The sequence below is a fragment of the Alteromonas sp. CyTr2 genome (assembly GCF_947311905.1).
GTDB lineage: Bacteria > Pseudomonadota > Gammaproteobacteria > Enterobacterales > Alteromonadaceae > Alteromonas > Alteromonas macleodii.
Genome location: NZ_CAMZMZ010000001.1, coordinates 215,760 through 237,499, shown reverse-complemented (window position 1 = coordinate 237,499; position 21,740 = coordinate 215,760). Strand labels below are relative to the sequence as shown.

Below are 21,740 nucleotides of genomic sequence, written 5' to 3'. Positions count from 1 at the left end.
TGTGCACATACTGATTGATAGAAGCTATCACTCAAGATTATTCGCCCAGCATAGATTTAGCATTTTGTTCTGCGCAAGCGCTGCAACGCTGCTAGACCGACATCGCCTGAAAAATTTGTAGACGACGTGTACTAGCGCCTGTTGACCTTTGATGATGCCTTCTTACAACAAGTCCCATTGAAAATAGAAATAGCCATACCGTTGCGGCTTCACTTACTGCATGAGTAACCGTAGTCAAATAGCCAATATCAGCAAACGACGCTACAGTGGTATCACTTAACGAAATTGGATATGGCCCCAAATACCCTGTCATCAGGTCTGATGAACCACCAGGCCAAGGTTCGTCCCAGTGACTGTTGGCAGTGCCGGCTCCTCCCCCCAGTTCTACAGGAATAAATGTGGCGTTTTCCACAAACTCGCGACGATAAATTTCCAAAGCGTACTCTCCGGTGTAACGCCCTGAACCGCTGGCGTAGTTAGATTGGCTGCCCGCAATAAAAAAGTCGGTCGTCCACAATGTTCCAAATCCAATAACATGGGCCATCTCGTGTACGATGACATCAAAAAGCGTACCGCGACTTTCTAAGCTAGCAAGGTCTGCCGTATCAAAACGCATGCGGCCTTTATTTGCATAAACAAAAGTGCTGTCTGGTAGCTGAGTGATACCCGTTGGGCCAGCACTACCCAATATGCCACCCACACCATCAAGTGCAACGCCACTCGCATCTATAACAATATTGTGATTAAACTCGCTTTGAACGCCTATTAAGTAAGACTCCCAATAAGCGATTGCATCATCAAAAACACTGGATTGTGAAGGTGTTAAACCACCAAGATCGTTAATAGAAATTTTGAATAGTCCTGCATTTGCTGAAAAAGACACACACAACGACACCACAACACTGAAGAACCACTTAATTGAGACACCCATGGCACCCCTCCAAAACTAAGAAAAAACGTTCGATGCAAATAAAATTAGTAACGTAGGCCTGTTCATCTTTGCTGTATTTCAAAGCTCAACAGGGTTAGGACTAAAAAAAACTATAGTAGAGAAAACCGTAAGTAGTTATGAGAAAGATTACTTGTTAACGGCAAAAGTAAAAATTACTAAAGATCAACGTGTTGAATTTTTTAACAGAGAATGCTTAACGGTAAGTCGTTCGCCATTGGCACAATGGCGTATTGGGAGGGGGCGAATTATTGAAATTTTTTTACGTCTACTTTCCCGCTTACCACGCTCTGTGATACAGAGCGCGGCTGCGAGAATCAATTAGAGGGCCTACCAGGTTAAATCATCTGGAATTTCATAATCGGCGTACCAATCATCTTCTTCTTCATCTTTACCATCGGCTCCGCTCTTATCTAAATCAGCACGGTAAATAACTGAAGCCTCGTCGCGCTGTGCAATTTTGTCAGCAACGGGGGCTGGTACTAGTTCATAAGCGTCATCTAACAATACAACAGCCAAACGACCTTTTGTCACTTGCTTGTGCATCTCTTCACTCACATACAGACGCTTTACTACGTTGTCGTGTGTAAAGTTAAGTAAGGTTTCGCCATTGCGCGGTTGTTTGTTTACCGTAATAAGCTGCCTTACCTGCGCAATAATTGAGCGCTTCTCTCGCTCCTGCTGTTGAAGCTGGTTTAGCTCGCGTGAGCGCGCTTTTTTCTCTTCAGCTGCTTGTTGAGCAGCAATAGTCGCTTCATCAACGACAGGTTGTTTTTGCTTATTCTTTTGCTTTTGTTTTTTGCGTTTATCTGCACGCGCTTGCTTTGCAGACGCTTTATCGGCCAAACCGGCTTTCAGTAGTTGGTCTTGTAAGGAGGCCATAATTACTCTCTGTTACTCTGTTTCTATTGATACGCTTTGCAGACGTTTACCGTCTTTTAACTACGTAACAAGCCCGAACAATGTCGGGCTTGTGAATTTCAATTAAAGGTCTATTTTTACCTTTTCCGAATTAAAGGCGTTACTTCTTCTTGGCTTTAGTCGCTGGCTTTTTAGCGGCTTGCTCCTGCCATTTGCCATTGTCGTACCACGCAGACCATCCTGTTGCTTTACCGTTGTCATTCTCAGACATCACGTATTGCTGTTTGGTCTTCCTGCTGTATCGAACTATTGCAGGGTTACCATCAGGGTCTGTTTGTGGCGCATCAGCAAGATAGTAGAATTTCGGCGAAATTCTATCCCTAAAGCGAGCAAGTTCTTCCACTTTCGGTGCACGAGTTTCACGCGACTTTGGAAAGTTATGCGCCGCTAAGAAAATTCCCGAAGCGCCATCACGTAGCATAAAGTGCGCGTCAGACTTTTCACATGGAAGCTCAGGTAAATCTACCGGATCTTCTTTTGGCGGCGCAGCTTCACCGTTTCTAAGTAGCTTACGAGTATTCTTACACTCTTCTTTGGTGCAGCCGAAGTATTTACCAAATCGACCGTTTTTAAGCTCCATATCGCTGCCACATTTATCACACTCAATAATGGGGCCGTCATAGCCTTTTATCTTGAATGTGCCTGTTTCAACTAAGGTGCCATCACATGTTGGCGTGTTACCACACACATGAAGTTTACGGGTTTCGTCAACCAAGTAACTGTCCATCGCCGTGCCGCACTTAGGACAACGCTTTTTAGAACGAAGCGCTTCTGTTTCGAGCTCTTCTTCATCGTCCACTTTCACGACTTCGTCACCAGGCGTTAAATTCATGGTGTTTGTGCAGCGCTCTTTCGGCGGTAAATTGTAGCCTGAACAGCCCAAGAATACGCCAGTTGACGCGGTTCTCACGTTCATTTCACGGCCGCATTTATCGCACTCAACACCTGCAGGCACTGCCTGATTCAAGCGCATACCGCCCTCTTCAGGGTCTTTCTCAGCGTTTAACAGTTTTCCGTAGAAGCCGCTGTAAAAGTCGTTGAGCACGTCCTTCCAATCTTTCTTGCCTTCAGCAATATCATCAAGATGCTGCTCCATGTTGGCAGTAAAGTCATAGCTCATTAAATCGTCAAAGTTTTCCATCAGACGATCGTTTACTATTTCGCCCATTTTCTCGGCATAAAAACGCTTGTTCTCTAAGCGCACATAGCCGCGATCTTGAATCGTCGAAATAATACTGGCGTAGGTCGATGGACGACCAATACCGCGTTTTTCAAGCTCTTTTACCAACGAAGCTTCATTAAATCGCGCTACAGGCTTGGTGAAGTGCTGTTTAGGATCAAGCGCTTTTAAGTCAAGCACATCGCCTTTTTGTACATCAGGCAACATGAGCTCTTCTTCGCCTTTTTTGCGAAGCTGAGGTTGAACGCGAGTCCAACCATCGAACTTAAGTACGCGGCCTTTCGCCGTCAGCTCGTAATCACCCGCCGCCACTTTAATAGTGGTTGCATCGTACTTAGCTGGAGTCATTTGACAGGCCACAAACTGGCGCCAAATAAGCTCATAAAGACGCTGTGCATCGCGTTCCATATCGCCTAAACTTGCAGCACTTATGCTCACGTTTGAAGGACGGATCGCTTCGTGCGCCTCTTGCGCACCTTCTTTACTGCCGTAGCGATTTGGCGAATCAGGCAGGTACTTGTCACCAAAATTATCTGAAATGTACGCACGAGCACTGTCCAACGCCTCTTGGCTTAAATTGGTTGAATCCGTACGCATATAGGTGATGTAGCCCGCCTCATAAAGGCGCTGTGCCATCATCATGGTTTTCTTAACACCAAAGCCCAATCGAGTACTTGCCGCTTGTTGTAGCGTTGAGGTAATAAATGGTGCAGAAGGACGACTTTGCGTAGGCTTTGACTCGCGGCTTTCGACCGTGTAGTTAGCCCCTTCTAAGTCAGCAAGCGCTTTATCAGTTTCGGCCTTGTTTTTAGGCTTGAACGCATTGCCCTGGTGCTTTGCTACCAGCATGCGCAGTGCCGCTTTTTGCTGGCTAGTTAAATCTGCGTGTACGTCCCAAAACTCTTCAGGTACAAACGCTTTAATTTCTCGTTCACGCTCTACAACAAGCCTAACCGCTACCGATTGAACTCGCCCTGCTGAGAGGCCTCGCGCAATTTTTTTCCACAGAAGTGGCGATACCATGAAGCCTACAACACGGTCTAGGAATCGACGAGCCTGCTGGGCGTTGACGCGAGAAATGTTTAGTTCGCCCGGATCTGAGAACGCATCTTGAATCGCGTTTTTAGTAATTTCGTTAAACACCACTCGCTGGTAAGTTTTGTCTTTTTTACCTAGCAGCTCTTGTAAATGCCATGCAATCGCTTCCCCTTCGCGGTCCAAATCGGTCGCGAGATAGATAGTGTCAGCATCTTTAGCAAGCTTTTTAAGTTCGTTAACGACTTTCTCTTTACCCTGTAGCACTTGATAGTGGGCTTTCCAGTCTTTCTCTGGATCCACACCCATTCTGTCTACAAGCTTCAAATATTCGTGACGGCGAAGATATTCTTGACGCTCTTCTTCGCTTAAAGTTTTGAGTTCTTTAGCCGGTTTTTTAGGCTCTACTTTGCCTAAAGCCTTCGTCGGAAGATCTCGCACGTGGCCAACCGAACTTTTTACGATAAAATTTTTACCGAGATATTTATTTATCGTTTTCGCTTTGGCTGGTGACTCGACTATGACCAGTGATTTTGCCATATAATTGAACTAAACCTATTGATTTTTAATGACTATTTACGTCAAATTCTGAAAATTGGAGCAACCTTGCACTGTATATAGGGTACTCGCTCTTTTTTAACATATATCTACAAAGTGAATGGAAAACAAGATCTTCTTCATACTTATTCTTTCCTTTGCTTTAAACACGCGCAAAAACTGTACAATAAATAAACAGCGCGATTGGCATTGGCCTTAAAAGCCGTATAATGCCAGCCATTCCAACCTAGCCTGACAACATGTTCAGGTGTGAAGAAGTGCATCGTTTGTCCCTGTAAAAGAACGAAAGCGTTGCCGCTGCTATTAAAATAATCGCAGTGCGTATGGAAAAGTAACATATAGGGTCGAGCGCCAAAACTCCAAGAATGAGGGAAAGTATGAAGCAGTTTGAAGTTAACTTTGATGGTCTTGTAGGACCTACCCATAACTATGCCGGTTTGTCGTTTGGCAATGTCGCTTCCCTGAACAACGCAAACGCAAAGAGCAGTCCAAAACAAGCTGCAAAGCAAGGCTTAGCCAAAGCAAAGGCGTTGGCCGATATGGGAATGGTTCAAGGTGTGTTGGCCCCACAAGAGCGTCCTGACATCGCCGCACTGCGCCGATTAGGCTTCACAGGCTCTGATGCTCGCGTGCTAGAAAGCGCTGCAAAGCAATCTCGCGAGATTTTCCTTGCTTGTTGTTCTGCCAGTAGCATGTGGACTGCAAATGCCGCCACTGTGTCTCCTAGTGCCGATACTGCCGATGGTCGCGTTCACTTTACCCCTGCAAACTTAACCAACAAGTTCCATCGTTCACTAGAGCCTCAGGTTACAGGCAATATCCTGCGCGGTACATTTGCCAATGAAAAGCACTTTGCTCATCACCAGCACCTGCCAGATAACGAGCATTTTGGTGACGAAGGTGCAGCCAACCACACGCGACTTTGCAGCAACTATGGTCAGGCAGGCGTAGAGTTGTTTGTTTATGGTCGTCATGCATTTGATACCAGCAAACCAGCACCGAAAAAATATCCGGCTCGCCAAACGCTAGAAGCATGCCAAGCAGTAGCTCGCTTACACGGTCTAGACGACGATGGCGTAGTTTACATGCAGCAAAACCCAGACGTTATCGACCAAGGCGTATTCCACAACGATGTGATCGCTGTTGGTAACCAAAATGTGTTGTTTTTCCACGAGCAAGCGTTTCATCAAAAAGACGCTGGATTTAAAGAGCTTCAAGCTAAATTTGGTAGCGAACCGCTTCACTTTATTGAAGTGCCGACTGCCGAAGTATCAGTGCAAGATGCAGTGAAAACCTACTTGTTCAATACGCAAATAATAACGCTTCCAAGCGGCGATATGACCATCATCGCGCCAACTGAGTGTGAGGAAAATGAAGCCGTTAAGCGCTATTTAGACAAGCTGGTAACTCTGGGTACGCCCATTAAGTCGGTTAATTATTTTGATGTTAAACAAAGCATGCGTAATGGCGGTGGTCCGGCATGTTTGCGTTTGCGCGTTGCGATGAATGACCAAGAACTTGCCGCAGTTAATCAAAATACGTTAATCAACGATACACAGTTCGCTCGCCTAAACACTTGGGTCGACAAGCACTATCGCGATGAATTAGGTGAAGATGACTTGCGCGATCCGCAGCTGCTAATTGAATCTCGTACTGCGCTTGATGAGCTTACACAAATCCTTAAAATTGGTTCGGTTTACCCATTCCAACAGGCATAAGTTAAGTCTGATTAAAATTAAGCGAAAAAGAAAGCCGGCTATAAGCCGGCTTTTTGTTACTTGTTAAGTATAAACTCTTTATGGTGTGACCAGCGTACACTGATCAGTTACGCCGAATGGGTTAGCCGGCGGTGACGCCCCTTCATCCGTCACGTCGTCAGCAGAGATACTTAGGGTGTAACGCATCTTCGCACTTGCTTCACTGCCTGTAGACTGTCCGAACACTGAAATGACAGCGTCATACCAGATTGCATAGCTGCGAGGATAACGGTATTCCAATTCCGCGTAACCATTCTCATCTGTTACCGCTGCACCGTTGGCAAACGCGATGGTTCCAATTAATCCAGGAGTTAACATACCGTCTTCATTGGTATCTTCATCTCTTGGCGTTGTATCCAAAATACCGTTGTCGTTAACGTCTTCGGTTTCACAGTTTTGATTTACTATTGCAACCCATTGAGAAGCATCATCGTCGAATACCCAAAAGCCGGTTCTATACTCACCGCCATTTACGTATTTTACCGGCGCAACTGACGCAGTCAGGTTGACGCCACTAACGGGCTGACCTGCAGAATCTGATACAAACACACCAAAGCGCTTCAGGTAAGAAGTCGATGTGGCTTCTTCAAGCTCATTACCCGTTCCTAGCGAGATATCAAAAGCACGTGCGCCCACTGTTAACACAACCTCGTCGTCAATGGCTGGGTCGTCAGCAACAAACGCAGTAACCACTACCGCGTCTTGAGTCGATACCGATCCTGAAGTAAAGACGGTGGTCGCTATCCCCTTGCTGTCGGTGGTTGCCTGAGAAGGTGATACAAATCCGGTCGATACGTCAGATACAGAGAAGTTAACCACACTGTTTTTCACTAAGTTTCCATCAACGTCGCGAACAACTGCACTGATGGTACTGGTTTGACCGTCAGGGCCAATGATGTCAGGTGATGCATCGGCAATCAGTGTGTGAGGTGTGGTAGCAATAAACTCAATCTGAGTGAGTGCTGAAACCAACACATTTCCACTTCCGTCACTCGCTGATGCAGTAATTGAAGAGATACCAGCATTATTCGCACTGATATCAATACTCGCTTGCCCTTCTGCATCGGTCACTACAGTTGCGTTGCCCGCAATAACACCACGTGACGCGCTAAAGGTAACATTCTGACCCACCACAGGCGTGTTGTCTTGACGCCACTGGACCGTAATAGTTTGGGTCTGCCCTAGCGGCACTTCCTCTGTAGGCAAGTTGACAAAGTTAAATTCGTCTTGCTGAACTTGCACCGTAAAGCTTGTCTCAGCGTTAAGTGCTGCCGCAGTGATAGTATCTTCGCCAGACGTTGATGCAGTGTAAGACACTGTCGCTTGTCCGTTTGCGCCCGTATTAACAGTCGTGCTGCTAAGCGTTCCGTTAACCGCACTTAGCACTACGTCTTGGTTGAGAATTGATGTTCCGTCAGAGTCCTGAACACGAATTGTATAATCTACGCTGTCGTTCAAAATAACTGACGATGCACCGTTGATGGTGACTTCTGTACCAGCAATGGTAATTTCAACTGTTTGCGTAAGGCTGCCTGCACCTGCTGTAATGGTGACGGTGCGGTTTGACGCATCGTTCTGAGACGTTAATATTGCGCGCGCTGTACCATCTGCGGCGGTTTCTGGTTGAGTTAATTGAAGTTCAACCCCATCGCCTGATGCGGCAGAGAAGCTTACTTCTACCCCTTCCATCAGCACACTTTGTTCATTTTTAACCAGTGCTATCAACTCAACTTCATCACTACCGCTTGAGGCGAGTTGAATACTGTTAGCATAAAGCTCCAGTGACGCGGGCTCTTCACTTACCGTTGTACTGCCCGTAGAGCTGAATGTAGTTGAATCCGCTTCACCCGTTGGCAAAGTAGCCGTTACTTCACCATCCCCTGATGCGCTTCCCACCGACATACCGATCGACGCTACGCCTTCAGCATTAGTCAGTGCAGTGGCAGTATCGTTAGAAAACGTCGCTAAATCATCGTTGCTCAATGAGAAAGTTAGGAGCAAATCGGCTTGAGGCTCCCCCTCAGAATTGGTCACGGTTGCCAGTGCAACCAATGCGTTGCTAGAAGATAAGCTGTTGTCTGCTTCCCCAGCTGCATTTTGTAAGGCTAGCGATACACTTATTGTGGTTGGGTCGGTGCTTGTCACCGCTGTGGCTGAAAACGTAGTAGTTCCCGTTTCGCCGCTACCGAGCGCAGCGGTAATTTCGCCATCTCCAGAAGCCGTGCTGGCATTAAGGCGTAATCGGGCTACACCATTTGAATTTGTACGCGCCGTTCCCGTGTCGTTGCCAAACTCGGCTAGTTGTTCATTGCTTAGCGTAAAGGTAAGTAACGCGTCTGCATGCGGATTGCCATCTTGATCTGACACGGTCGCAACAACAAACAGACTATTGTCTTCAGAAAGGCTGTTGTCGCTTGCTCCACTTTCATTTTCCAGTGTTAAAGCGATTGAATAGGTTGGTGATGTGGTACCGCCGTCTCCGCTTCCGTTGTCCGTGTTATCTCGAGAGACTGATGAACCGCCCCCACCACATGCTGTTAGCATAAATAATGCGCTAATTAGGCTTAGCGTTTTCGCTAATGTCGACATAATTCGTTCCTGAACCTCTTTTATTGACAATTGCGTCGTTTTTTATGTTTAAAAATCAACTGAATCTGGCACACTACGAAAGATTAAAAATATAAAAATGCACAGGGAACATTAATGTCTTCATCTGCACATAAATATAGTTTAACCGCCCGCATCTTTATCGGCATGGCTGCCGGTATCTTGACTGGTGTCTTTCTCCAATTATTGTTTGATGATAGCGGAGATTTTACGTTTTCGATATTCGGTTTAGCGTTCTCAACGTATAACATTCTTGTAGAAGGTATATTTTCCACTCTCGGCCAAATATTTATTGCCAGCTTAAAAATGCTTGTGGTTCCTCTTGTGTTTGTTTCCTTAATTTGCGGAACCAGCACACTGTCTGACCCTAGTAAATTGGGAAGACTTGGTGCAAAGTCAGTCGGACTCTATGTTGTCACAACCGCCATTGCCATAACACTAGCCATGAGTATAGCTTTAGTGGTGTCTCCGGGTGATGGGCTAAATCTAACAACAGAAACTACTTTCCAAGCGAAAGAGGCCCCTAGCCTGTCTGACGTTATCGTTAACATGTTCCCAAGCAACCCAATTAACTCAATGGCACAGGGCAACATGCTACAGATCATTGTGTTCGCCGTACTGTTTGGTATAGCTATGGCGATGACAGGTGATGCGGGCAAGCGTCTGACCGCTATCTTTGAAGATATTAATACGGTAATCATGCGTCTTGTTACCATCATCATGAACTTAGCGCCTTACGGCGTGTACGTGTTGATGGCGAAACTCTTCTCCACTATAGGTGGCGAAACAATTCTGAGCCTGGCGAAATATTTCTTCTTAGTATTTGGCGTGTTAATCCTTCACGGCCTGGTAACCTACTCAGTGCTGCTAAAAGCTTTATCGGGATTAAACCCTGTTATCTTGATGAAAAAAATGCGTGACGCTGCGCTATTCGCATTTAGTACCTCAAGCAGTAGCGCTACCTTGCCCGTCACTATGGAAACGGCGAAAAACAAGCTTGGCGTAGGTAACTCGGTATCGTCGTTCACCCTGCCGCTAGGCGCAACAATTAACATGGACGGCACGGCCATCATGCAAGGTGTTGCCACGGTCTTTATTGCTCAGGTTTACGCTGTCGATTTAAGCCTTGGCGACTATATGATGGTAGTACTTACCGCCACCCTTGCTTCTATCGGAACCGCCGGTGTGCCAGGTGTGGGCCTTATAATGCTAGCTATGGTATTGCAGCAAGTGAACCTACCGGTTGAAGGGATCGCACTTATTATCGGTGTAGACAGACTGCTGGATATGACACGCACTGCGGTAAACATTACAGGCGACTGTATGGTGTCGTGCATTGTAGCTAAAAGCGAAGGAGCATTGGACGAAAGCGTTTATAACGATCCTAAAGCCGGTTTGACGCAGGAAGATGTGGACTTCGAACATTTTGAAAAGAATAAATAACGACTACAAAAGCTTCTTTAGCTCGATTTACATATGAGTTTACAGAAGCAGTCGCATACTAAAAAAGGCCAGCATCAATTGCTGGCCTTTTTAGTTAGTTTGTCCGTACTCTTTATTGTGTCACCTTGATGTAGAACCACTATACCTGCGGTAATCACGCCGCGATTACGAACATTTTAACTCTCGCTGAGTAGGTAATGATCTATGCTGACTGGTATTACTTACCCTATTGAGCTTAAAGTTAGTGAAGCGCTGATGAAGGTGATACTTTGGCTGCCTTTTGCGCTGGATAAATAGTAGCGCCCACACTCAAGAACATAGCAACAACCACGGTTACTACAACGTCTTGCCAATGTAGATCAGATGGTAGGAAATCGATGAAATATATATCGCCTGATAGAATTTCTATGCCTATCGCCACCTCAATAAAGCGAACAATCTCAGAGAGATTAGGTGCTACCAGTAGCGCTAAAACCACACCTACAGTAATGCCTATAACGCCATTGATAACGCCCTGCAACACAAAGGTATTGCGAATTAAACGATCCGTCGCTCCCATGGTTTTTAATATTGCGATGGCAGCCTGTTTGTCTCTAACCGCCATAACCAGTGACGACACAATGTTAAAACAAGCAACGGCAATGACCAGCGTCAAGGCGATATACACCACAGCTCTAACTAGCTGAATATCGTTATATAAGTGGCCTTGGGTACGTGTCCAGTCAGACATGTAAACACCCTGAGGGTAGCTGTAACCTATATCTCGCATCGTGTCGTAAGATGAAAATGGGTCGATAAGTGTAAACTGAATTCCTTGTGACTTAGATGAAATACCAATAGCTTCAGACGCTGTTTCCAAGTGCATTAAACCCAGCTGGTTATCGAGTTCACCGCCAACAGATAGCACTCCAGAAATAGAAAGCGTAATTGAACGTGGGGCTTTGAAGGTTAGATCCTGAGTTGTTTGGGGAATGAGTATTTGAACAATGTCACCAATATTAAGGTCCATGGAAGCGAAAATACCCTTTCCTACAATGAGACCATTTTTCTGCGTCGAAAAACGTTGCCAATCCTCACTTGTGACTCTTTCAGCATATTTGTCGCTAACACTGTTAACCGGAATACCAGTAACGCTAATTGCCTTCAACTCCCCCTTTGACTGCAACATTCCGGTTATCCCTGTGTATGGCGTGACAGAGGCAATACGGCTATCTTGAGACAAACGATAGAGCTGCGCGTCTAAATTTTCTATCCCGCTTTCGCTCTTGCTATATAATTCACCATGAGGAACCACACTCAAAATACGACTTGTAAGCTCTTTTTCAAACCCGTTCATTACGCTCAGCAACACAATTAGTACAAAGCAACCAAGGGCAATCCCAATGGTGGATGACATCGAAATAAAAGAGATGAAACGCTGTTCTGAACGTGTTTTTCTGAAGCGTTGGGCCAATTCAAAGGCGAGCATCTTGGCTCTCCTTGAATAACGTATCGCTCGCTAATCTGCCGTCCTTTATCTTCAGCACCCTGTCCATTTTCCCGGCCAAGGTAATATCATGGGTAACGACAACAAACGCTGTCCCTTTTTTATCACTTAAGCTAGTAAGCAGTTTATAAATTTGCTCACCCGTCGAGTCATCAAGATTTCCTGTAGGTTCGTCGGCCAGTACTACTGATGGCTCGGTAACTAAAGCTCGTGCTATTGCCACACGCTGTCGTTCACCGCCTGACATGGTCGATGGTAAATGGTCGACGCGGTGAGAAAGCCCAACTTCATCTAACATTTCACGAGCCTTCTCGTGGGCCAATTTGGTCGAGAGCCCTCTAATTCTTAGCGGCATTGCTACATTTTCTAACGCTGTGAATTCACCGAGTAAATGATGAAATTGATAGATAAAGCCCATTTCGTCATTGCGAAGCTTTGCTAATGCATTTCCAGATAATTGACCGAGTGATCTTCCATTGAATTCGACTTCACCGCTAGAAGGTTTATCTAACCCTCCAAGAATATGTAAAAGGGTGCTTTTACCTGAGCCGGAGCTACCTAAAATAGCAACATGTTCGCCAGCTTTTATTGAAAGAGAGACATCGTGTAAAACGGGGGTAGCATTACTGCCATCTTGATAGGTTTTATTAATATTGCGGCAAATTAGCACGTCCTGCATGCGAGTATTCTTCTTTAATTTCCAGACGGTGAATGGTAGCGTTAAACACTACCAACACCAACTGAAAAATAACAGCGCTAAAACGTAAATATCAATCTGTATTACTGCGTGCCTTGAACGCTTTTGGCCAACGCATCCGCAGACTGTGGCTTGCCAAATAACCACCCTTGACCAAAGCCGATGGTTAATCCTTTCAGTTCATTGCATTGATCAATGTTTTCAACCCCTTCTGCAATCAAATCAACATTAAGTCCTTCGGCAATACTCACAATGTGAGGGATGAGTGATGAACGAATGCTGTTATCTTCCATATCCATAACAAAGCTGCGGTCAATTTTAAGGTAATCACAGTTTAGCGTTTTAAGCTGGCTTAAATTTGAATAACCCACTCCAAAGTCGTCAATTGCAAATAAAAAGCCTTTACTCTTCAGTGACTTAATATGCTTCACCGCACTATGAGTGGCGATTTGCTCATCTTCAGTGATCTCTAAAACTAACTTGAAGTTCTTTACGTTCATATCTAGTACAAAGTCTAGGTCCAAACAACCTTCGCGGGTAAAATCGAAGGGGAATAGATTAAACGATACCTTAAAGCCTTCGGGGATCTCTGGGTTTTCGTTGAGTTCTCTCATGGCGGTGGTAATCATATCAACCGTAAATTCCCAGGTCATATCCTGCTCTTTTACCTGAGGAATAAATTCGTCAGGGTAAATCGGCCCAAATTCATCCTCAAATCGACTCAATACTTCGCACCCAATGACCTTTCCCGATTCCAAGTTTACAAAAGGTTGGTACAAGCAATAGAACTTATGTTCTTTTAGCCCTTTACTGACGCGAGACTCAAGTGAACGTCGTCGTCTTAAATAGTTAAAGGTAAGCATATGCGTCAACGCTGCTGTCATTAACATAGCAAACACAAACAACACCAGCTTGCCCATGTGCAAATCTAGTACGCGACCGTGATCAGATTTCACTTTTAGGCAGGTATGATTGTAGCGTTCATCACACTGGATAAATTGTAAGGAAAAGTAGCCAGTGCGTGCGTCCATGTCATCTTGGCTAAGGGTAGAACCGACAAGGCTAGGATTACCTGCCATATGATAAAACTGATCGCCATTGTAGAACAGCTGCCAATCTTGCGTGTAGCTGTAACCAATGACGCTATCCATATCCAATACAGCGTTGTAACGTCCGCGCTGTACTATAGTACCGGTAGCTTGTTTATCGAAAAGCTGAAGAGGGGTATTTATCCAAAAAGCGTCGCCAAGCTGAGTATAAAAATCAGGCTTAACCTCTTTCATGGGCTCTTCTAGAATGCCCAAATAAGTACTGCACAATAGCTCGTTATTTTGATAAAAACCTATCTCTTTTACAAATCGAGAGCGAAACAAGGTTTTTCGCATTTCCGCTAAGTTATCCATTTCACAGGTTTGATACGGAAGCGCATTTAGGTAATCGAGCGTGATCTCAGCATCTCTAAATACTACGCGCACATTATCTAGTATTTCTGTAGCGCGACTCTCCTCTTGTTCTCGAATAAACACAAACATAACGATAGCGAGTAATAGGGTCACACCCACTACGCTTAGCAATGACACCCCAATTGCTTTTAAATTATCAGCAAGAAAGTACTGTTTTTGGTCGCTTTTATTCATAATTTCCGTGTTTTTTAGCGTGAACGACCTAACTTTAGTACAAATTAAAAAAAAGACACTACGACTTTAGGGCATGTTACTGTTTGTTGGATATTTTTTTACTTTATAGAAGACTATTAATCGAAGAGGAATAATGTTTCTAGTGTCACATTGTGCAATTGGGAAATGGAGCAATTTCTTGAATGGCTAAATGACAAGGGGGTAAGAATAAATAAAGTGCGATTGCGAGAACAGCAATTTTAACGACAGAGTAAAAAAGAGCTTTTTGAATGTCCCCAGAAGGGGGAATTATCTAAGAAGGAAAAGCTTATCATTAATGGCGGAGCGGACGGGACTCGAACCCGCGACCCCCGGCGTGACAGGCCGGTATTCTAACCAACTGAACTACCGCTCCGCATAATGGGAAGCGCGCTTTATTCGATTAATGGCGGAGCGGACGGGACTCGAACCCGCGACCCCCGGCGTGACAGGCCGGTATTCTAACCAACTGAACTACCGCTCCGCATAATGGGAAGCGCGCTTTATTCGATTAATGGCGGAGCGGACGGGACTCGAACCCGCGACCCCCGGCGTGACAGGCCGGTATTCTAACCAACTGAACTACCGCTCCGCATAATGGGAAGCGCGCTTTATTCGATTAATGGCGGAGCGGACGGGACTCGAACCCGCGACCCCCGGCGTGACAGGCCGGTATTCTAACCAACTGAACTACCGCTCCGAATAATGGGAAGCGCGCTTTATTCGATTAATGGCGGAGCGGACGGGACTCGAACCCGCGACCCCCGGCGTGACAGGCCGGTATTCTAACCAACTGAACTACCGCTCCACATCTTCAATGTTATCAGTGAGTTGACTTGGCTGTTGTTGCCCTGTCCCCTGACTGCGGCGCAGATAATACGTATTCCCCTATGTGGAGTCAACGCTTTTTATTAATAAAATTGTCATCTGCGGTTTGTTTGCCTGTTAAATAGGCATTATGTCGAAATAAAATTCAAACTGAACAAATTAGCGACGCCTTAAACTGAAGCGCTGGTCTCCCTGCTATTCCTTTTCAGCTTTTTCACGCTTTTTGAATAGCCCTAGCAGTTTTTTAAACCCCTTAGGTTCAGATTCCATAGTAAGGTCAGCATCGGTGGTTTCTCCCGATGGCTTTGCAGTACTATTTGCTTGCTTAGGCGCAGACGCCTTTTTTCGCATAATAATAATTACAGCAGCAGCGATTACTCCGATGAGCACTATAGACCCATTTACGGCCACCAGAATGAGGGTTAGCGTCCCATCATCCATTTCATCTTCTACCGAATTTGGCTGCATATCGTCTTGTGGCACTTCAGGTTGCGTTATTAAGGGTGCACTGCCATCAACGATAGGATCTTTTCCATTGATTAAAGGGTCTTCAACCTCAGGCTCGGCTGGTCCCTCTGCCACAAAACTATATTCAGGGACATCTAATATAAAATCGCGCCCATCCATTGTCGTGCCGTAAGCAGTGAGCTTTACCCTAAAAATTCCTTCTTCGTAGGCGACAATTAAGTGCTCTCGAGGATCCACACCGCCTTCTGTTAGCGAAAAATTCTGCATATCGGAATTAGGAAACTTCACTTTGCCATCGACTAGCAGTGACTCGATGTCGACTAATTCACGGTCTACATCAATAATAATTTTATGATAGCCCTCTCCGCCTCCATCCATTTCAACATCAATAGACACGGGATTTTCATGTAAGACGATAAGTTCGCCTATTTGCTCGCGGGTGTACATTGGTGTGCTTACGCGAAAAATAGGCTTCCATTCACCAGCCGGTATTCTCAAGTTGAACTGGCCAGTAAAAACGCCATCTCCTGGTCGCTCATCCATCCCTCGCCCATCGTCTTTAAATGTCGCTATGCGCTGGTCATTTGTACCAAAGTTGCCGTAGTTAGGGTTATTGGTACTCTTAAACTCAATCTCTAAGTCGACGACATCTCTGAACTGTTTGTTTTCTATAGGCTTGCCGTTGTTGGTTAAATAGGCTGTGGATTTAAGTATTTCGCCGGCAAACAGCACATTCGGTAACGGCTCAGCATGAAGTTCAACATTAGACAAAACCATTACACGGCTTTGCGGTAATACTTGACCTACAGCTTGCCAAGGCCCTGGCACAGGATCTTTGATGGTGATCATGTCAAAGGTATCAGCGTCGTACCACTGCACCTTTTCTTCGTCGACGCGCCCTTGAAATAGCTTTGAACCATCGGGTCTAACCAGCACTACAGGGGCAGAACCGTACTCCCTAAAGAAAACCATGGTGATTTCTTTAACGTTATAGTCAACGCGAAAGCGGTTTTGTAACAGTTGAATGGAGTTGGTGTATTCATCACCAAGCTCTGTAAGAGGAGATGTATCTGTTGTTGTGTTGCTTGATTGAGCATTTTGTACAGCGCTATCAGCAAGCTGCCTTGCAGCGTCGCGTTCGTCTTCTTGCGACTGAGCGCCAGCGCTTAAGTGTATAAACAATGATAAAAAAATTACCCAATAAAACCACACTCTCACGCTACGCTGCTCCTGCATTGTTTGGCTATTTTAGTTCTGTTTGATTATGTTCTGCTAAGACACCTCTTCAGGCTGAGGACGCCATAAACATTTGCCACCCGCTTTTTCGACAATATCCAAGCGGGCCTCATGCTGTGTTATTTCATCGGCGGAGGCTTTAATAACCTTTAATTTATTTGCGCTTCGGTTAATTCTACGAATGGCAGTTGAGTCAGCGTCGCTGCCAGAGCTAGATGCCAATTTTAGCTTAGTTTGCCCACCGGTCATCAACAGATAAACATCTGCCAGGATTTCCGCATCCAGCAAAGCGCCGTGAAGGGTACGATGACTATTGTCTATACCATAACGCTTACACAATGCATCAAGGTTGTTCTTTTGGCCTGGGTGCATTTGGCGAGCAAGAGTAAGTGTATCGAGAACATCGCAAATTTGGTTAGTAATAACGCCTTTGGTAGACGCTTCCATGCCAAACTCGTGATCCATAAACCCAACGTCGAAAGGCGCATTGTGAATGACTAACTGTGCCCCTTTGATAAAGCTCACAAACTCCTGAGCCACTTGAGAAAAGGTAGGCTTGTCGGCAAGAAATTCATTGGTTATACCGTGGACTTCAATTGCCTCTTGTTCAATGTGACGGCCCGGATTGATGTAAACGTGAAAGTGATTCCCCGTCAATCGGCGGTTAACAACTTCAACACACCCTATTTCGATAATGCGGTGGCCTTCTTTGGGGTCAATACCTGTGGTTTCAGTATCGAGAACAATTTGGCGCATGGAACCTCTACTATAATTACACTTTCATTTTTTGATAGTATATCAACCCCTTCGCAAACCGCTAAGGGAAAAGATAATATAAATTAAGCCAGTTAAATCAAAGGAAACGCTGTGGCTCAAAAGACCATTCATATATACACCGACGGCTCGTGCTTAGGCAACCCTGGACCGGGCGGGTACGGAGCTGTACTGATTTACAAGCAGCATAGGAAAGAGTTGAGCGACGGCTTTGCCCACACAACTAATAACCGTATGGAACTATTAGCCCCTATCGAAGCGCTTAATAGTTTAAACGAACCGTGCAACGTTGAATTAACTACCGACAGCCAGTACGTAAAAAATGGTATTAATCAGTGGATCCATAACTGGCGCAAGAACGGTTGGCGCACGGCAGATAAAAAACCCGTCAAGAACGCAGATTTGTGGAAGCGACTAGATGAAGCGGTAAAAAAGCATCAGGTAAACTGGCATTGGGTAAAAGGCCATTCGGGGCACCCTGAAAATGAGCGCTGTGACGACCTGGCCCGCAATGCGGCAGAAGCCAATCCAACGAAACCCGACGAAGGCTTCGTTGGCAATTAGATAAGCTTACTGCAAAGCGCGTTTACCAAGCAGCGTTTACCAAGAAAGAACCAACTTGCCCTGCGTATCGTTGTTTTCCAAACGCACGTGGGGTTCGCTGATATCTTCAATGCTATAGTGAGTATCGATATTCACCCTAAGCTCTTCATTCTCAAAAGCAGGCAAGCATACGGTAGTAAAGTCACGAATTAGATCAGCTTTATAATCGTCGCTTCGATTTCTAAGTGTCGTGCCAATAATGGACGCCCTTTTACCTAACAGCATAGCCATATCGAGGTTATCAGCATATCTCCCTGCCAGCATCGCTAAGTAAACCACTTTTCCATCTTGCTTCAGTATTTTAAGGTTACGGTTGAGGTAGTCGCCACCTACCATATCAAGCACCATATCAACCCCTTCAGGCCAGACTTTTTTAAGCACATCATCAAACTGTTGCTGCTTATAATTGATAAGATGCTCTGCGCCATTGCTTTCACACAACGAAAGCTTATCTTGGCTTGAAGCCGTTACCGCACTGTGTACGCCCCAATATCGACAAAGTTGCGTGGCAGCCAGCCCTACACCGCTTGCACCGCCATGAATTAACGCCCGTTCAGCCGGCTTTACATGCGCGATTGTGCGCAAACACTGAAATGCCGTAAGAAACACTTCGGCCAAACCCGCGGCTTCAAAAAACGGCATGCCTTTGGGGATGGGCATTAAATGGGCTGGATTAACCATCACTTCAGTGGCATAGCCGCCACCTGCAACCAAACCAAATACTTCGTCACCTTCTTTAAATGCAGTAACGTCACTGGCAACCTCTGACACCACACCGGCTACCTCTAATCCAAGAATATCGCTCTCGCCTGGTGGAGGTGGGTAATTCCCTTGGCGTTGTAAGGTATCCGCACGATTCACCCCAAACGCTTTTACGTCAACTTTTACTTTCCCTGGTGCTAGCGACAGCCCTTCACATTCCTTTACAACAAGTTCGCTTGGGCCGCATCCTTTTTCAAAATCGACATATCGCATAATTTACATCCAATCCTAGTCTTAAATTCTAATCGTAATTTGGCTACGTACTTTTATATCAAACAGTTTGGGTTTGTTTTGTGTTTATACCAGTCCGGATAGAGCATTTTAACTCTCGCTGAGTGGGTAATTATCTATGCAGATTGGTATTATTAACACAGAACTTATGAAATTGCGTATAATCGCGACCATTCTCATAAGCGAGTAAAATCGCTTAACTCTGTTTCACATTTATTAAATTAGTACGAGAGCCTTCATGTCAGCACAGGTCATATTACAGCCATCCAGAGACAAATCACTTCGCCGCAAACACCCTTGGGTATTCGAAAGCGCTGTGGCTGAACTAAAGGGCCGCGCGCGAGTTGGCGATACGGTAGACGTATTTGACTCTGAAGGCGACTGGTTAGGGCGAGGCGCTTACTCTCCAAATTCAAAAATTCGCGTTCGTATGTGGACATTCAAGAAAGACGAAAGCATTGATAACGGATTTTTCCTACGCCGTTTAGAAACTGCACTAGCCCTTCGCAAACGCTTGTTTGACCCAAACAAAACCAACGCGTTTCGCTGGATAGCGTCTGAAAGTGATGGCCTTCCAGGGATCACTATAGACCTATACGACAACGTTGCAGTACCTCAGCTTTTGAGCGCGGGCGGCGAAAAACACAGAGATAAGATAGTGTGGGCAATTACTAAGCTAATGCCTAATGTACACATATACGAGCGAAGCGACGTGGATGTGCGCAAGAAAGAAGGCTTAGAGCCTGTAACTGGTGTACTGCATGGTGAACCACCTATGCAAGTTACAGTAAAAGAAAACGGCATCAACATAGTGGTTGATATCGAGAACGGCCATAAAACCGGTTTTTACCTTGATCAGCGAGACAGTCGCGCGGCGGCTGCACACTACGCGAAAGATGCCGACGTACTCAACTGTTTTAGCTACACAGGTACGTTTTCTTGCTACGCACTTGCTGGCGGTGCTAAATCAGTGACTAACGTTGATGTATCTCAGCCTGCTCTTGATTTGGCTAAGCACCATGTAGCCATCAATGGTTTAGACGAAAACAAAGCCAATTACGTAAACCAAGACGTGTTTAAGGCACTCAGGGAGTATCACGAGCAGGGCAAACAGTTTGATATGGTGATACTCGACCCGCCAAAGTTTGTCGACAGCAAGGCAACATTAAACCGTGCTGCCCGCGGCTATAAAGACATTAATATGTACGGCATACATGCTGTTAAATCTGGTGGGCTGCTGCTTACATTTAGCTGCTCTGGCCTTATGCCGGCAGATTTATTCCAGAAAGTTGTGGCAGACGCTGCACTTGATGCAGGTCGTACTATCAAAATTATCGCAAGGCTTAATCAAGCCTCAGATCATCCTATCATTGGCAGCTATCCAGAAGGCTATTACTTGAAAGGTCTAGTGTGTGAAGTCACCGACGACTAGCGATTAAAAAAGCGCCCTTGTTGATGTATAGGGCGCTTAACGAAATCTATTGAGCTAACATTACGTTGTGCGAAAAGCTTACGAAGGTAAATCCACTCCCTTAAGGTGCAAAGGTTATCTCATTGTTAGAAAAGCGACTTGATAACTGTTGTGAACTGTCATCTGATTGTTCCTTAACAACACCCTCTTTTTCTTCAACTTTCTTCCACACCATCTCGTGAAAATAAAACGCCACGGTATTAATGGCTGGCTCAACCAACGCTACAGCACCGCCTACTACCACACTTCCTGTCAGTAAGTAGGCAACCGTAAAGGCCACTGAAAAGTGCATCACTGCAAAGGTCATCGTCTTTTTCATAGTCATCGCTCTCTCAAAATATTAAATCAGTTTGCTTTCGCATTAATGAGAATTATTAGCAATTAAGACTGAGAGTTAAAATAGAAAAAACTGAACGGCCTATTCAGTTTAGTATATGAAAGCTGAAAGACTGTTTTCAAACCACAACGGGCTGGTCAACATAGGAGTGTAAAGAAAGAAGCAACACCGCGAGGACGTCATTGCTGTAGACCCTGACGCTTTGTGCTTTTTAGTTAGACACGAAAAGGCGAAGCTTTTACCCCGCCCTAAAACGTTAGATTAGACTATTTCATCTGAGAAATTTCGACGCCTATAATGCAGCTTGACTCGGATTCAGGTTCACAGCGCACAACAGTCGCTAATGCTGCCAAAGATGGGATTTGCGAACTAGATGACTCTATTGCAACACTCACTTGTGTACCCACCTCAATTGAGGGTTCATCGACTTCCAAAGACATACCTGTAGCACTGATATCTCTACACATTGCCTGCATGGTGCGGCTCGACTCATCATCAGTAATTTGCAACTGACAAGGCGAATTTACCATCATCCTGAAAAAATTTCGCTTATCGTCGTATCCCAACATGTCTACTTCTCCTGATTTTTAGCGTTACGCTGACGACTACATCTGATGTTATAGGGCGATGCCGGTAACTTGTCAATCGAACTGTATAATATTTATTCAACAATTATTAAAAGTGTACTTTGGTCTAATTTCGACTACCTTCCCACTTAAATCAGCGACTCAGCCGTTTCTGC

General features: G+C 45.3%; 16 protein-coding genes and 5 tRNA genes. 4 read left to right on the top strand and 17 right to left on the bottom strand.

Annotation, left to right across the window (positions count from 1 at the left end):
- Window positions 1–91: 91 nt before the first annotated feature.
- The 3 genes from QME20_RS01005 to topA all read right to left on the bottom strand — a co-directional run bounded on the left by QME20_RS01005 (window position 92) and on the right by topA (window position 4,625).
- On the bottom strand, window positions 92–931 hold the full coding sequence (locus tag QME20_RS01005; RefSeq protein ID WP_239239922.1) for a leishmanolysin-related zinc metalloendopeptidase: 840 nt from the start codon (window positions 929–931) through the stop codon (window positions 92–94).
- A gap of 348 nt (window positions 932–1,279) precedes the next feature.
- Window positions 1,280–1,831 carry a DUF2058 domain-containing protein gene (locus tag QME20_RS01000; protein ID WP_014976306.1) on the bottom strand — a complete coding sequence of 184 codons (552 nt, stop codon included), beginning with the start codon at window positions 1,829–1,831 and terminating at the stop codon, window positions 1,280–1,282.
- Between the two features lie 139 nt (window positions 1,832–1,970).
- The gene (gene topA / locus QME20_RS00995; protein WP_281715271.1) at window positions 1,971–4,625 is read right to left on the bottom strand and encodes a type I DNA topoisomerase; all 2,655 of its coding nucleotides are present in this window, start codon (window positions 4,623–4,625) and stop codon (window positions 1,971–1,973) included.
- A gap of 395 nt (window positions 4,626–5,020) precedes the next feature.
- On the opposite strand from topA, the gene astB reads away from it, so the two are divergent.
- A complete protein-coding gene (gene astB, locus QME20_RS00990) occupies window positions 5,021–6,361 on the top strand; it encodes an N-succinylarginine dihydrolase (RefSeq protein ID WP_281715270.1) in 1,341 nt (446 codons plus the stop codon).
- 78 nt (window positions 6,362–6,439) lie between these two features.
- Here astB and QME20_RS00985 read toward each other — a convergent pair whose 3' ends face one another.
- The gene (locus tag QME20_RS00985; protein ID WP_061485672.1) at window positions 6,440–8,989 is read right to left on the bottom strand and encodes an Ig-like domain-containing protein; all 2,550 of its coding nucleotides are present in this window, start codon (window positions 8,987–8,989) and stop codon (window positions 6,440–6,442) included.
- A 114-nt stretch (window positions 8,990–9,103) separates the two neighbouring features.
- Here QME20_RS00985 and QME20_RS00980 point away from each other — a divergent pair, with 114 nt between their 5' ends.
- Complete coding sequence (locus QME20_RS00980) at window positions 9,104–10,450, top strand: dicarboxylate/amino acid:cation symporter (protein ID WP_281715269.1); 1,347 nt, start codon at window positions 9,104–9,106, stop codon at window positions 10,448–10,450.
- A 241-nt stretch (window positions 10,451–10,691) separates the two neighbouring features.
- Here the strand turns inward: QME20_RS00980 and QME20_RS00975 are convergent, their stop codons facing one another.
- The 10 genes from QME20_RS00975 to dnaQ form a co-directional block, all read right to left on the bottom strand.
- Entirely contained in the window at window positions 10,692–11,918 is a 1,227-nt protein-coding gene (locus QME20_RS00975; RefSeq protein ID WP_278346636.1) for a lipoprotein-releasing ABC transporter permease subunit, read from the bottom strand.
- Window positions 11,905–12,615: a lipoprotein-releasing ABC transporter ATP-binding protein LolD gene (gene lolD, locus QME20_RS00970; RefSeq protein ID WP_281715268.1), complete on the bottom strand. Its 711-nt coding sequence runs from the start codon at window positions 12,613–12,615 to the stop codon at window positions 11,905–11,907. The genes QME20_RS00975 and lolD overlap by 14 nt, the downstream gene beginning before the upstream one ends.
- Before the next feature lie 101 nt (window positions 12,616–12,716).
- Complete coding sequence (locus QME20_RS00965) at window positions 12,717–14,270, bottom strand: EAL domain-containing protein (RefSeq protein WP_039227048.1); 1,554 nt, start codon at window positions 14,268–14,270, stop codon at window positions 12,717–12,719.
- 317 nt (window positions 14,271–14,587) lie between these two features.
- Window positions 14,588–14,664: transfer RNA gene (locus QME20_RS00960), tRNA-Asp, on the bottom strand.
- Between the two features lie 31 nt (window positions 14,665–14,695).
- Window positions 14,696–14,772, bottom strand: a tRNA-Asp gene (locus QME20_RS00955).
- Window positions 14,773–14,803: 31 nt separating this feature from the next.
- Window positions 14,804–14,880, bottom strand: a tRNA-Asp gene (locus QME20_RS00950).
- Window positions 14,881–14,911: 31 nt separating this feature from the next.
- A tRNA-Asp gene (locus tag QME20_RS00945) sits at window positions 14,912–14,988 on the bottom strand.
- Window positions 14,989–15,019: 31 nt separating this feature from the next.
- Window positions 15,020–15,096, bottom strand: a tRNA-Asp gene (locus QME20_RS00940).
- 215 nt (window positions 15,097–15,311) lie between these two features.
- Complete coding sequence (locus QME20_RS00935; protein ID WP_281715267.1) at window positions 15,312–16,802, bottom strand: TIGR03503 family protein; 1,491 nt, start codon at window positions 16,800–16,802, stop codon at window positions 15,312–15,314.
- Between the two features lie 54 nt (window positions 16,803–16,856).
- On the bottom strand, window positions 16,857–17,576 hold the full coding sequence (gene dnaQ / locus QME20_RS00930) for a DNA polymerase III subunit epsilon (RefSeq protein WP_014976297.1): 720 nt from the start codon (window positions 17,574–17,576) through the stop codon (window positions 16,857–16,859).
- 111 nt (window positions 17,577–17,687) lie between these two features.
- On the opposite strand from dnaQ, the gene rnhA reads away from it, so the two are divergent.
- On the top strand, window positions 17,688–18,158 hold the full coding sequence (gene rnhA, locus QME20_RS00925) for a ribonuclease HI (RefSeq protein WP_014979088.1): 471 nt from the start codon (window positions 17,688–17,690) through the stop codon (window positions 18,156–18,158).
- Window positions 18,159–18,194: 36 nt separating this feature from the next.
- Here rnhA and QME20_RS00920 read toward each other — a convergent pair whose 3' ends face one another.
- Window positions 18,195–19,172, bottom strand: coding sequence for an NAD(P)H-quinone oxidoreductase (locus QME20_RS00920; protein WP_281715266.1), 978 nt, complete (start codon window positions 19,170–19,172; stop codon window positions 18,195–18,197).
- 256 nt (window positions 19,173–19,428) lie between these two features.
- On the opposite strand from QME20_RS00920, the gene QME20_RS00915 reads away from it, so the two are divergent.
- Window positions 19,429–20,622, top strand: coding sequence for a class I SAM-dependent methyltransferase (locus QME20_RS00915; protein ID WP_281715265.1), 1,194 nt, complete (start codon window positions 19,429–19,431; stop codon window positions 20,620–20,622).
- A 100-nt stretch (window positions 20,623–20,722) separates the two neighbouring features.
- Here the strand turns inward: QME20_RS00915 and QME20_RS00910 are convergent, their stop codons facing one another.
- Together QME20_RS00910 and QME20_RS00905 are read right to left on the bottom strand one after the other, a co-directional pair.
- Entirely contained in the window at window positions 20,723–20,980 is a 258-nt protein-coding gene (locus QME20_RS00910) for a DUF2061 domain-containing protein (RefSeq protein WP_281715264.1), read from the bottom strand.
- Between the two features lie 284 nt (window positions 20,981–21,264).
- The gene (locus QME20_RS00905) at window positions 21,265–21,567 is read right to left on the bottom strand and encodes a PilZ domain-containing protein (protein ID WP_014949177.1); all 303 of its coding nucleotides are present in this window, start codon (window positions 21,565–21,567) and stop codon (window positions 21,265–21,267) included.
- Window positions 21,568–21,740: the final 173 nt, after the last annotated feature.